Source organism: Dorea sp. Marseille-P4042 (assembly GCF_900290215.1).
In the GTDB taxonomy this organism is placed as follows: Bacteria; Bacillota; Clostridia; order Lachnospirales; family Lachnospiraceae; genus Dorea; species Dorea formicigenerans.
In genome coordinates, this window is record NZ_OLMI01000001.1 from 653,603 (window position 1) to 666,917 (window position 13,315).

Sequence of the window (13,315 nt, forward strand, 5' to 3'; positions counted from 1 at the left end):
TCCGCTGTTACTGCCAGCCATCTACTCCGTACATGTCAACATTCTCCTGATTGATCATGAACACATTTTCTTTGATTTCCTTTTCATAATCTTTTCCATTTAAAATGTTAAGAACTGTATTTGCAGCATCTTTTCCCATACTGATTGGAGACTGTGCCACTGTTCCTGCGATTTGATTCTCTGTCTTTTTCAGTTCCTTCTTAATATCCGGAGAACCATCTACTCCATAAATGAGGATCTGACCCTGCTCTGCTACATTCATAGCTGTTTTGGCACCGACTGCCATCTGATCATTTCCACACATAATTGCTACAATATCGGAATTCTCGCTTAAGATCTTCTGGGCTGCTTCCAGGGATTTTTGAAATTCTCCGCTTGTATCCTCTCTAGCCACAATTTCAAAACCATTTTCCGCTTTTGCCAGGGTCTCCTCGAACCCTGTGATTCTCTCATTCACAGAATTTTGTGTCGGGCATTCCAAAATTGCTACTTTACCTCCATCCGGACATCTCTTGATCAGATCTTCGCCACACAATACACCGGCATTATAATTATCAGATCCAATATATGCATCCACATAGTCCATCTCTTTTACCTGAGTATCTACATTGACAATCTTCACATCAGCTTCTTTTAAAGCTTCCAGAGAAGGGGTGATCTTCTCCCAGTCCACCGGACTTAAAATAATTGCATTGATTCCTTCGTCAATCATCTCCTGGATCTGCGAAGCCTGCATATCTGGGTCAGTCTTCGGATCCTTTACGATCAATTCACAATTCTTCCCATCCAATTCTTCTTTGATTGCACTTTCCAGTGTGAGAAAATATGGATTCTCCATATCAATCCCAGAAAATCCTATTTTCCAGCTTTCCTGTTCGTCCTTATCCTTTTCTTCTGTATTTTCATCTTTAGAAGCAGCATTATCTTCCGGTGTTCCTACATTCTTTTTACATGCAGTAAATGTAAGAGCACACAGCAGTATCAATGATAATATCCGCAATGCTCGTTTCTTTTTCATCTCTATTTTATCCTCCTTGTGTAGCATAATGCTATACTTTGATTATTCATTACAATTCACCAAAGCCTGTGAACTGTAACTATTTTACAACATTTTTATGAATTTGGCTACTATCACTTGCCTTTTACATGCTCCTTTGTTACATTAGATATATACAATTTTAACAAAAAGGAGAATTCATATGTGTGAACATTGTCATGAGGAAGAATATAACGCCGTTATTCTGAATCTGGAAGACCAAGACCTGGAGTGCGGCGTTATCACCATTTTTGAGATGGACGGACAGGATTACATTGCTCTCTTCCCAATGGATGAGAACGGTGAGCCTGCTTCTGATGACGTCTATCTGTACCGCTATCACGATGACGGTGATGAACCGGAAATCGAATACATCGATGATGAAGATGAATTGAATGCCGCATCAGACTGCTTCGATGAATGGCTGGATGAGCAGGAGTTTTTAGACAGTGACGAGTAATTCATCAATAAAACGGGACGGGGTTTTGCTCTTCCCGTTTTTTTCTTTTACATAAGTGATAAAAAGCTTTTTCTTCGCCCGTGTCATAGCCACATAAAAAAGTCTTCGCTCTTCTTCTAATTCTTCTGGTGTCCCCGCTTTTTTATATGGTGTCACTCCTTCATTACTTTCAATCACAAAAACAACTTCATATTCCAGACCCTTTGCTCCATGCATCGTCAAACACGTTACTCCGTCACCGGTGCCATTGCCATTGCCTCGCTGTTGCCGCTGCATTTGCAAGGTATGCTTATATTCTTCTACATGCGCAAGCCACTCTGGCAGAGTCTGAAATTCCTTCGTCCGCTCCTGAAGTTCATCCATGATTTCTTTTAATTCTGAATACTCCATCTGATGTCCAAGAGCATATTCCTTTAGAAATTCATCATACCCGATACTCTTACGAATATATTGAATTGCAGCATAAGGCGTCTTTGTGCGAATCATCTTCATATCCCACTCTAACTGATCAATTCGATCCTGCATCCACTCTTTATCACAGTAGAAACGTCTCAACGATTCATAAGTAACCGGTGTTTCTTCCATACAGCCACGGCTCAAGTAACGCTTCGGCCGATTAGCGATCTCCAGGAAATCTCCCCGGTCGTAAGTTCCAACTGCCAGCCGGAAATAGCAGTTCATATCCGTACACACAAAATGTTCATACAGATGATGAATCCTCTCCTTCATGGAAAATGGAATCTGATACTGGGTAAATGTCTCCGCCAGCACCCGTGCATCTTCGCCTGTCCGGTACAATACAGCCATCTTCTTAAGATCGACTCCTTTTTTCATATACTTTTGAATCTCTTTTAAAATATATTTACTTTCATCAAGCGGATCCAGTGTCTCCTGCACATGCACAGTCTCCTGCGCTTCCCGAAATGGCTGGATTTTCTTCTCATACCGATCTTTATTATGCCCGATCACACGAAGCGCACCTTTCACAATATGTGCGTTAGAACGATAATTAATATCCAGCAAAATACGCTTTGCCTCCGGATAATCCTGCATAAAATCTTTCATGATTCCTGGTTTTGCACCGCGGAATCCATAGATAGACTGGTCATCATCCCCAACAATGAACAGATTATTCTCCGGCGCTGCCAGCATACGGATGACATCATACTGCACCTGATTAATATCCTGGAACTCATCTACCAGCACATAGTGATATTTTTCCTGCCACTTTGCAAGAAGATCCGGTCTTTCAAGGAATAATTTTCGGCACCAGATCAACATGTCTTCAAAATCAAGTTTTCGGTATTTTTTCTTTTCTGTCTCATAAATCCGGTAAAGCTCCCGGAATTTATCTTTCGGAAATCTTCTGGATTCATAAAACTCAATATCGACTGCATTATTTCCTACATTTCCAATCTCTTCCGATAGCTCCTGAAGAAAATCTGCTTCCTGGGATTTTTCGGTCTGTTCCCAGTCCATTTGTTTTAATATTTCCTTTAAAAGTTGATTTTTTTCTTCTTCGGACAGAATATTACTCCGATCCAATTTATACGCCCATTTCAAAATTCCGTAAAAAATGCCATGAAATGTTCCAAATGTGACGGGAAGCTTTCTCCCTTCCATGACATATTGAAAACGATCCCGCATTTCTCCTGCCGCATATTTCGTAAAGGTAATGACCAGAATTTCTTCTGGTCTTACCTTATATACTTTAATCAGATATTCAATTCTTTTTGCAATCGTAAGAGTTTTTCCCGAACCGGGACCAGCAAGAACCAGACACGGTCCTTCCTTATGAGAAACTGCCTCTTTTTGGGCTTTATTAAGACTCATAGACTCCCCTTATCTTTCCAGTAATTCAATACCTTTCTGAATTCTCTTAAGAGACTCTTCTTTTCCGAGAATCTCCATGATCTCCGTTGCTCCACCCGGTGTACTCTGCTTACCAGACACAGCAGTACGGATTGGCCACATAACATAACCTGTTTTGAAACCTTTTTCGTCTACATAAGATTTCAGGACTTCAAACAAAGCATCATTGCTGAAATCATCCTGTTTCTCAAGAAGTGGATATATCTCTTTTAACACTTCCAAAGCCTTTTCTTCATTTGTCTTCATTTTCTTATGGCAATACATTGCTGTATCATATTCTGGGAGCTCTTCAAAGAAGTCAATCTGCTCTTTGATATCCGGGAAGATTTCAATTCTTGTCTTAACAAGTGCTGCAATCTTCTTAAGATCATAATCTTTTGTAACAACTTCTTTGATATATTTTTCAGCTCTCTCAAAAAACTTATCAAAATCCATAGCTTTCAAATACTCGCCATTCATCCATTTTAATTTCTGAATGTCAAATACTGCCGGTGATTTGCTCATATTATGGTAATCAAACTCTTTTACAAGTTCTTCCAGAGAAAATATCTCCTGGTTTCCTTCCGGACACCATCCAAGAAGTGCAACATAGTTAATAACTGCCTCTGTCACAAACCCCTGCTCAATCAGGTCTTCATAAGATGAATGACCACTTCTCTTACTTAACTTCTTATGATTCTCGTCTGTAATCAGCGGACAATGTACATAAATCGGTACTTTCCAGCCAAATGCTTCGTAAATCTTATTATACTTTGGTGAAGAGGAAAGATACTCGTTACCACGCACGACATGTGTAATCTCCATCAGATGATCATCTACGACATTTGCAAAATTGTATGTCGGATATCCATCGGATTTGATAAGGATCAAATCTTCCAATTCTTTATTCTCTACAGTAATATCTCCATAAATCTCATCATGAAATGTTGTGGTTCCCTCTGTCGGCATATTGAAGCGGATAACATAAGGTTTTCCTGCTGCAAGATTTGCCTCAACTTCTTCTTTGCTAAGGCCAAGACAGTGTTTATCGTATGCTACAATTTCTGTCCCTTCTTCTGATACTTTGCTCTTTAAGGAATCCAGTCTTTCTTTGTCACAGAAACAATAGTAAGCTGCTCCTTTGTCAATCAGCTGTTTTGCATATTCCAGATATAAGCCGGAAGCATTACGCTCACTCTGAACATACGGACCATGTCCCATATCTTTATCTGGTCCTTCATCGTGAATCAGGCCTGTCTCCTGCATCGTACGATAAATAATATCAACTGCTCCTTCCACATAACGTTCCTGGTCTGTGTCCTCAATACGAAGCATAAAATCCCCGTCTTCATGCTTTGCGATCAGATATGCATACAGTGCTGTACGCAAATTCCCCACATGCATTCTTCCTGTAGGACTTGGTGCAAATCTTGTTCTTACTTTACTCATTTCTCTATACTTCTCCTAATTCTTTTAATATTTTCTCTAATGTAATATCCACCCGCTCTGAAACGAGAATATCTGCATATTTATCTGAAAAATGTGCTTCCGGATTGACCACGATCAGCTTATCTCCTTCATAATAATTGATAAGCTGTGTACACAGATATGTCTTCAGGTTCGTTCCAAGAACAAGCAGAACATCCGCTTTTTGGACTTCATCGGCTGCTTTTGTGATCACTTTGTTGTCTACCTTCTCCCCCATCAGACACACACCTGGACGAATCGGTGCATTACATTCCGTACAAAGAGGAACTCTCTTTGCCTCACGGATATATTCCACCGGATATTTTTTTCCACAGTGCGGACAGTAATTCTCATAAACACTGCCATGCAGATTAATCACATTCTTACATCCTGCCCTCTCCGGCAGACCAAAAATACGTCTTGTGATAATTGTCTGAAAAAGTCCTTTTTCCTCCAGCTCTGCCATCTCCAGATATCCTTTTCCTGGCGGTATATCAAGGGCGCTTAACAGTTCATTACGATAAAATTCAAAAAACTGTGGTTTTCTGGTCGAATAAAATGCACTGGTGAACATCTCATCTACTGAGTAGCCATACTTTTGTTCAATGTCATAGGATTCTTCTCCATCGCGGATAGCCGGATATCCATTCTCCTGTAACATCTCAAATCCACTGAGTACAGTTGTATATTTACTTTCCTTTAGAATCTTCAAAAGATCTTTTCCAACCATAAAAATACCTCCTATTCTCAAGTCCTCGAACTATTTTATCACATATTCCCATGGTTCTTCAACCTTTTCCGCTTTCTCTTTGCTCTCCAGTAACGAATCTGGAATGCATCTCTTGGAATTGATACAACAAAAATAATTCCCAGTACAATGGCAAATGCAATTTTCACTGCCTCTAATCCCTTCACAGCTGCCAGTGACATCTGACCTGTCACAAGGTAATATGCTGTATAATATATTCCGGCTCCCGGAACAAGTGGAATAATTCCGGAAACCAAAAATATCGTAATCGGGCATTTTTTCCGTACCGTGAAAATCCTGGAAATCAATACTACTGCCAATGTTCCTACAAAGGACGCCAATGCCACAGTTGTCACCTGACACATTGCCAGATACAAAAGCCACCCTGCCATACCGGTAATTCCACATGCTGTATAATATTGCTTCGGTACATTGAAAAGAACTGCATATGCCAATGTCGCCAAAAATGATTCTACGATTGCAAGAATTGTTGTTGTGATCATCGTAAAATTCCTCCCATCATCGTATTATAAATGCTAAGAGTCACTCCGACTCCAATGGCAATATATACGAATACAAGCAGTGCATCGATCATCCGTACAAGCCCTGACAGAAAGTCTGTATCTGCAATATCACGGATTGCATTGACAAATGCCACTCCCGGGATCATCGGCATAATTGCTCCAACCATCATACCATCCAATTTCAATATCGGCAGAAACGGTATATGCATAAATGCAAGTGCCAGCACCGTCATGATCACGCCTCCGACAATATTTACAATAATTTTTGAAAGGTTGTGCTTTCCGGCAAACAGCACCCACACATATGATAAAAAACCAATTAAAAATGCAGCCACGGCTTCCGGAACACTTGACCCTAACATCAACGCAAATGTTCCACTGGCAAGCCCCGCCGCCATACATTGAAACCACCGTTTCTTCGGTGGAATCTTCTCAATCTTTTTCAGTCTCTCTTCTGCTTCTTCCAGTTTCACACGTCCCGCTGAGATTTCTCTGGAAAGCTCATTGACCTCTGCTACAATTCCCAGATGAGAAGAAGAAAGTGGTACATGATTCACTTTTGTATAAGCTTCGCCATTCTCATTCTCTGCACTTACAAAAATACCATGGCTCATAGAAAAAATATCAACATGATTCACATGAAAACGTCCACATATTCTCTTAATCGTCTCTTCTACACGAAAGATTTCACCTCCGTTTTTCAAAAGTATCCTTCCCGCATGCATAGCCATATCAACGACACGTTTCACATCTAATACCACATCCAGATTCTTTTTTAGATAAATCATATCGGTCAATTGTATTCCATTTTCATAAATCGGTTTCTCATAATGATCTACAAAAAAATTTGCAACGATATGTGAATTAACAAACCCACATTGTTTATAAAAATCAAGCGTATTCGAATTGTTCCCTGTACCGACATACATAACATCACAGGTCACACTGTAATATTCAGAAAGATAATTGACCATATAAGTCCCATATCCCTGTCTTCGATATTCCTGTGCAGTGACCAGATTCTTCAATTCACATCGTTTGTTTTTCATATGTTCCACAACACCGATTGTCAGCACTTCACCGGCATCTTCCAGCACAAACATATCACTTTTATCCAGATAGCGCCGGATCATATTCTCCTGCGGATCTGCAATCAGGAGCATTTCAAGATAATTATCTTTATCTTCCGTAATCTGTCTGATCTCCATAGGCCTTCTCTCCTTAATATTCTTTATAGTTCCTGTTTGTTTTACAAATTCCCTATTATATCTGTCAGAGAATCCGTCAGTTACAATAATCTGTTATAAGTAAACAGCGCCAATATACTCTTCCAAAAATGTTCTGTATACTGACGCTATTATATCACTGGATTAATAAAATAGATAGTTGTTTTTTCTATATACAATTTTATATCATGTATTTTTTCACGAACAACCTGGCATATCAACATATGCTTTCCGGTTATTTACAAATTCTTGCCTGTGGCATACATGCAAGGCTTCCATCTGCATGATATAAAATGCCAAACTCACTATAATATGCCGGATTTCCATTTGCAACTTGTATGAAATCCACATTTTCCAAACAGTCAAAAAGTCCGTCATCCATATGCACAATATTTGCTGGAATATAGACTTCTTCTGTCTCACTCTTCAGAGAACTGTCTGAACGCTCAAATGCATCTGAACGGATTCCTTTACATCTTATATCTGTTGGAAATGCTAATACTCCATCTGGTGCACCACTTAAGATTTCTGTCACATACCCTTCTGAGTCGATCTTCATTCCGGAAATTTCTATATAGACCGGTTCTTCTAGGACATTCTCATTATCTGTAATCGGATAGACAATTGGCTGTTCTATGATTCCCGATACCAGATCAGAATCATCCCCTTTATCCGGAATCGGAACTGATATATTCTGATTAGCAACCGTTATATCCGAATAATCCATCATGGTTTCTCTGCTAACTGATTTTCCTGTACATGCTATATTCTTTGCCACAACAGTATGCTTTATTTCTCTGTTTTTCATTCCACATAAATCCGCATAATTTCTTCTTACACTTAAACTCCCAAGAATATTCTTTTCCATTGTCAACATCGAAATCTTTTGTCTCAATTCACTTGAACACACATTTCCATATGGTAATGTTTTTGTATCCATATTCACGACTTTTCCCATTCCACTGATTTCCTGAGCAGTGTTAAAATCTGTAACATAAGTCAACGGATTAAGTACTCCAAACACCATCACAACCACGATTGCATATGCCAACACAAATCTCTCCGCCCTTCCGGAACTTTTCTTTAGAATATTTTCCATATTCTATTCCTCTCTTTCTCATCCTGTTTCTGATAGAACTGTCCCCAAACATGTCTTTATTTTGTCCATTATAAAACAAATTTATAAATTTGTACACAAAAAGAAAGTGGCAACTCGCCACATTTTACATGTTGACAAATCACCACTTTCTTTTATTTCATATACACCTTAAAATTAACTGTAATTAGTTAATGTATCCGGCTTTCTTAAGCTCTTCATGAGCTTTCTCAAGGTTTGCATCTGATACACGAATGATCGGTCCTGTACAACCCATTCCGCTCTCTGCATAAATATTGATCTTCCATAATGCTTTTACGGCATCCTCAAGATCCATTACTTCGATTCCTGCGATCTGTGCTGTTACGATCTCCTTCGGCGGCTCTTTTACATCCTCCTCTGCTGCAGCCGGTTTTGCTGCTGCTTTTCTTGCATCCAGGATCTCTTTTAAGCCTGCTTTCTTTGCTGCTGCAAATTCTGCTTTTGCTACCTCAAATACTTTGTTTCTTACAAGCTGTGCTGCATAACGGATCGCTCCTGCAATAACAGGTGCTCCGCTGGCTCTTGATACGATCATGACTAACTGCTCATATCCTTCGCCGATTCCTGGTCCGTATCCGTATCCAGTTGCTTCAAAGCTTCCGCCTGTTGCTGCGGATGAAAGCATTTTTACCATGATGTTTCCTGTCAGGGAATCTGTTACCATGATATCCGGTGTTCCCTGAAGTACGTCATTTCCTCTCATGACGCATCCGCCGTCTGCTCTTGCAGACTCTGCGAATGTGATATCATATCCGTTCTCCTGAAGCTCTTTGAGAGCTTTCTCTGTCTGACGTGCTCCGTCTACATTCAGGATTCCGACTGTCGGATTAGCAATTCCACATGTTTTTGCTGCAATGATTCCGTAGATTGTGTTCTTGATCATACCTTCGATACGATCTGCACTGGATGTTCCTGTTGTATTTGCTACGAACATCTCTCTTCCCTTTGCCGGTGTCACTACTCGTCCTACTGTAGATACTCCGATCGGGAATGGGAAGTGCATGGTAACTGCTCCGTCTACTTCTCCATTTGCAAGCATCTCTTCCATCTTCTTGTGGCCTTCTTCGTCATCTGCAACTTTTACAGTTGTAACTCCCTCTGCCTCAAGTGATCCGATATAATATACATCAACGCCATCTTTTGCTGCCATCAGGGCTGCTTCCATGGCATTCTCTTCTCCATGTTCGCTTCCCATTCCGGTTAATGCGATCTTTGGTCTCTTTCCATAGCTTCCGCTCTCAAGACCCTGTGCCATCTCCAGGAATGTTTCTGCGATCATCTTTTCTACATTTGCCATCTTTACCACCCCTTACTCTGCTATCAGAGTAGCAGCGAATTCTTTCATTGCCTTAGCGATGAGTCCCTTTACTTCGTCCTCAGATACTCCGGCTGCAGCTTCTTCCTGTGCCTTTGTATTTCCATGGATCACGAAAGATACTCCATCGAACAGGTTTGTCATTCTTCCAAGGAACAGACTTCCTTTTCCGATGATCATTGCATTTTTGATCTTTCCTTCCAGAATGTCCTCTCTTGCGAATCCTACATATGGTACTCCTGATGGGATATGTCCCTGTGTCGGTGCCCATCCTGTAAGTCCGTGTTTTGCCGGGAACTCTCCGATCTCTTTACGGTCGAGCTCTCCTCTCTTAACTGCAAGGGCTGCGATCATCTTGTAGTTAGCAAGCGGTACATCTCCTGCTCCTGCCGGTTTTGTGATATCCGGATTCTGCATCTCTGGTGAGAATTTATCGATGTCTGTGATCTTCATTCCTGCTCTGTCAAGCGGATCTGCTACCAGACTTCCGATTACGTTCTGTGGTGCGGAACCTGTTCCTACACTGTGGCGTCCAAGCATGCTAAGGTCGATCTCCGGATTTACTCCATCGTTCTCTGCAAGGATTACACAGAAGCCGCCAAGGCAGTCCTCAAGGATTGGAAGACCTTTCTTGATGTGGTCTTTTCCGTTCATTCCAAGTTTTGCTGTACAACCTCCGGCTGTTACTGCTACACACTTGTATGCTCCGGATTTTACTAATGCTGCTGCCTCGATCAGTGCATGGGTCGGTGCTGCACAGAATCCTCTTGCGTCTGATCCTGATGCGCTTACAAGTCCTGCAACCTCTGCTGCAGCTTTTGCAAAGTTACCGCCGCCTCTCTGGTTCATGTCTCCACATGCTTCCTCTGCACAGTCAATAACATACTCTACATCTGCTTTTTCGCTTCCTGCGTTACGTACTGCATAAAGAAGAGCAAGTACACTTGTTGCTTTACTCATTAAGTTCTCGTGCATTACGTGTGCGCTTAAGTTCTGATCGATATCATGTGCACGTTTTACACATCCAACCAGCTCGTGGTTGAAGTAAAGTGCCTCTGCGTGCTCATCATTTACATATCCCTCGATTTCAGAAAGCTCTACACCGTCTTCAATCTGGGATGAAATATCTTCTGTAATGATTGGGTTTGCTGCAAACTGGCCTTTGTACTTCTCTACGAAGTTCTTCTCCAGTTTTACAACTTCAAACTGGTCACTGATCTGTACCAGGAATAAGAACTCTTCCTCAGGCATGATCTCACCGTATTTTCCATAACGGCTTGCATTCTCCATCTTCTTGTCATACCATGGAGCCTCTACCTGTGCCAGCTCATCCGGATGTACATTTCCGATGTATGTCTGGTTTGGCCAGTAAGCTACACAATCCTCATATGTACGAAGATGCTCTGGTACCTCTTTTAAGTACTCTGAATCTGGATTTACGATTCTCTCTGTTGTCTGAGTTGTTCCATTATATAAAACCATGTCAGGAGTATGTGCTAAGACATAACTTGCTCCTTTAATTACACTATTCATTACAGTTTTCCACCTTTCCTAAGTTTGCTTCTCTATTTCCCCATAAATAGAAGAATAGAAAAAGAGGGTCGGACCCTTTCGGGCTTACCCGGGGTCTGACCCTCTGACATATCTTACAGATATTTGCAGTATTCGTCACGGATAGCGCTCATCTCGCTAACGATATCGTCAACGTCGAGTACCATCTCCATCATGCTTACCTGCTCATCATAAACAGCTTCGTCAAACTCTGCCTTCATTTCAGGCTCGCAAACGTGATATACTGTGAGTCCAAGCTGGACCCCTGTCAATGGACCTGCGAATGTCGGATCTCCTGCTGTTACAGTCTCAGCTGCAAGACCTGCAGCTTCACCTTCTGCAGCACCAAGAACTACTACTAAGTTCTCTGCGCCGTATTCATCAGCGAAATCCTTTACTCTTTTCTGATTCTCTAAGTCCATTGCGCCTGCGCTCGTTCAGACGAAACACTCCGTAGATGAAAATACTACTTCAGCACCAGCAGTTTTTACGCACTCAGCGATAGCTGGTCCCGGAATTCCATCACGGTCTCCGATAATTATTGCTTTTTTTCCCTCTAAAATAGCCATAATTATGCTTTCTCCTTTCTTTTGGTAAAAAACATGTTTATTTAAATATATATGACAAAGAACTCACCTAATTATTAGATGTATTTCTTGATCATCGCTTCGATTGTCTCCGGTGTACAATCATCTTTTACAAGCTCATCTACTTTTTCTCCATCTTTGTAGATTGCCATAACCGGAAGGCCAAGAATCTTCTGGCCGATTGCCAGACGACGAGCCTTTGTTGTATTCAGAGATGTAAACTTAAGTTTATCTCCATATGTGTCAGCGAACTCATGTACCTTTGGCATAAGTGCTGCACAAGGAACACATCCGTCACCGAAAAAGTCAACGAATACATATCCTTCAGCTTCCAGAACCTCTGTCTGGAACGTATTCTTATCTACTTCTATCATTGGTCTGATCCTCCTTTTAAGTCTTATTTATGAAATAGAATATATACTCTACGCCATGCTTCTCTCTACCATAACTGCAGCGATCGCTCCGTCAGCTGCAGCAGTAACAACCTGTCTCAGGCTCTTCACGCGTACATCACCAGCAGCGTATACGCCTGGGATATTTGTATGCATGTCCGCATCAGTTGGAATATATCCTCTTTCATCCATCTCAACACTTCCTTTGAAGATGTCAGAATTAGGAATAGTACCGATGAATCCGAATACTCCGAACATTCCGTCGTCTTCGTCAGCTTCAATCTTAGTAACTTCTCCAGTTTTCACATTCTTAACTGTCATCCAGGAAAGGATTCCATCTCCTCCAACTTCCTCAACAACTGTATCCCACATAAAGTGAAGTTTGTCGTTTTTGAAAGCTTTCTCCTGAATGGATTTTGCTGCACGCAGCTCATCACGTCTGTGAATGATTGTAACTTTTCTAGCGAATTTTGTAAGGTACATAGCTTCTTCAACAGCGGAATCTCCACCACCTACTACATATACCTCAAAATCCTCGAAGAAGTTAGCGTCACAAGTAGCGCAGTAAGAAACTCCTCTTCCAAGGAACTCTGCCTCACCCTTGCAGCCGATTGGTCTTGCATGAGCACCTGTAGCAATGATAATATTCTTTGCCTGATACTCACCTTTTTCACCTTTGAGGACTTTTACATCTCCCTCAAGTGAAACTTCTTTGATTGTGTCGGATACACGCTCAGCCCCAAACTTCTTAGCCTGCTCTGTCATACGTGCAATCAGAGACGGACCTGACTCCGGCTGATCTACAATCTGTCCAGGATAGTTTTCAATCTCATCTGTGATTGAAATCTGTCCGCCATCCTGTCCTTTCTCAACGATAAGAACTGACAAGCGACTTCTTCCTGCGTACAGTCCTGCTGCTAATCCAGCAGGACCTGCACCCAGGACAATTACGTCATAAATTTTGCTCATAACGAAATTCTCCTTTTTTCATTTTTATTCTATAACGCTACATACAATATA

At 41.2% G+C, this 13,315-nt stretch carries 13 protein-coding genes; 1 reads left to right on the forward strand and 12 read right to left on the reverse strand.

The features are described from left to right. Positions 1-7: 7 nt before the first annotated feature. Positions 8-1,018: a sugar ABC transporter substrate-binding protein gene (locus C7E02_RS03340; protein WP_005336820.1), complete on the reverse strand. Its 1,011-nt coding sequence runs from the start codon at positions 1,016-1,018 to the stop codon at positions 8-10. 181 nt (positions 1,019-1,199) lie between these two features. Here C7E02_RS03340 and C7E02_RS03345 point away from each other — a divergent pair, with 181 nt between their 5' ends. Next, complete coding sequence (locus tag C7E02_RS03345) at positions 1,200-1,496, forward strand: DUF1292 domain-containing protein (protein ID WP_005331225.1); 297 nt, start codon at positions 1,200-1,202, stop codon at positions 1,494-1,496. Here C7E02_RS03345 and C7E02_RS03350 read toward each other — a convergent pair. The 11 genes from C7E02_RS03350 to trxB all read right to left on the reverse strand — a co-directional run bounded on the left by C7E02_RS03350 (position 1,479) and on the right by trxB (position 13,264). Next, positions 1,479-3,329, reverse strand: a complete 1,851-nt coding sequence (locus C7E02_RS03350; protein ID WP_105308788.1) for an ATP-dependent helicase — start codon at positions 3,327-3,329, stop codon at positions 1,479-1,481. The genes C7E02_RS03345 and C7E02_RS03350 overlap by 18 nt on opposite strands. Positions 3,330-3,338: 9 nt before the next feature. Then, positions 3,339-4,796: a glutamate--tRNA ligase gene (gene gltX, locus C7E02_RS03355; RefSeq protein WP_005336823.1), complete on the reverse strand. Its 1,458-nt coding sequence runs from the start codon at positions 4,794-4,796 to the stop codon at positions 3,339-3,341. 4 nt (positions 4,797-4,800) lie between these two features. After that, the gene (locus C7E02_RS03360; RefSeq protein ID WP_105308789.1) at positions 4,801-5,544 is read right to left on the reverse strand and encodes an SIR2 family NAD-dependent protein deacylase; all 744 of its coding nucleotides are present in this window, start codon (positions 5,542-5,544) and stop codon (positions 4,801-4,803) included. Between the two features lie 38 nt (positions 5,545-5,582). After that, on the reverse strand, positions 5,583-6,065 hold the full coding sequence (locus C7E02_RS03365) for a threonine/serine exporter family protein (protein WP_022279306.1): 483 nt from the start codon (positions 6,063-6,065) through the stop codon (positions 5,583-5,585). After that, on the reverse strand, positions 6,062-7,294 hold the full coding sequence (locus C7E02_RS03370; RefSeq protein WP_022279305.1) for a GNAT family N-acetyltransferase: 1,233 nt from the start codon (positions 7,292-7,294) through the stop codon (positions 6,062-6,064). The genes C7E02_RS03365 and C7E02_RS03370 overlap by 4 nt, the downstream gene beginning before the upstream one ends. A gap of 253 nt (positions 7,295-7,547) precedes the next feature. Then, positions 7,548-8,411, reverse strand: coding sequence for a hypothetical protein (locus C7E02_RS03375; protein ID WP_105308790.1), 864 nt, complete (start codon positions 8,409-8,411; stop codon positions 7,548-7,550). Positions 8,412-8,595: 184 nt separating this feature from the next. Then, on the reverse strand, positions 8,596-9,747 hold the full coding sequence (gene grdD, locus C7E02_RS03380) for a glycine/sarcosine/betaine reductase complex component C subunit alpha (RefSeq protein ID WP_005331233.1): 1,152 nt from the start codon (positions 9,745-9,747) through the stop codon (positions 8,596-8,598). A gap of 12 nt (positions 9,748-9,759) precedes the next feature. Next, positions 9,760-11,298 carry a glycine/sarcosine/betaine reductase complex component C subunit beta gene (grdC, locus tag C7E02_RS03385; RefSeq protein ID WP_105308791.1) on the reverse strand — a complete coding sequence of 513 codons (1,539 nt, stop codon included), beginning with the start codon at positions 11,296-11,298 and terminating at the stop codon, positions 9,760-9,762. Positions 11,299-11,411: 113 nt separating this feature from the next. Further along, positions 11,412-11,885 carry a glycine/sarcosine/betaine reductase complex selenoprotein A gene (gene grdA, locus C7E02_RS03390; RefSeq protein WP_081445653.1) on the reverse strand — a complete coding sequence of 158 codons (474 nt, stop codon included), beginning with the start codon at positions 11,883-11,885 and terminating at the stop codon, positions 11,412-11,414. A 74-nt stretch (positions 11,886-11,959) separates the two neighbouring features. Then, entirely contained in the window at positions 11,960-12,277 is a 318-nt protein-coding gene (gene trxA, locus C7E02_RS03395) for a thioredoxin TrxA (RefSeq protein WP_005331244.1), read from the reverse strand. Positions 12,278-12,325: 48 nt separating this feature from the next. After that, a complete protein-coding gene (gene trxB, locus C7E02_RS03400; RefSeq protein WP_005331246.1) occupies positions 12,326-13,264 on the reverse strand; it encodes a thioredoxin-disulfide reductase in 939 nt (312 codons plus the stop codon). Between the last annotated feature and the right edge of the window lie 51 nt (positions 13,265-13,315).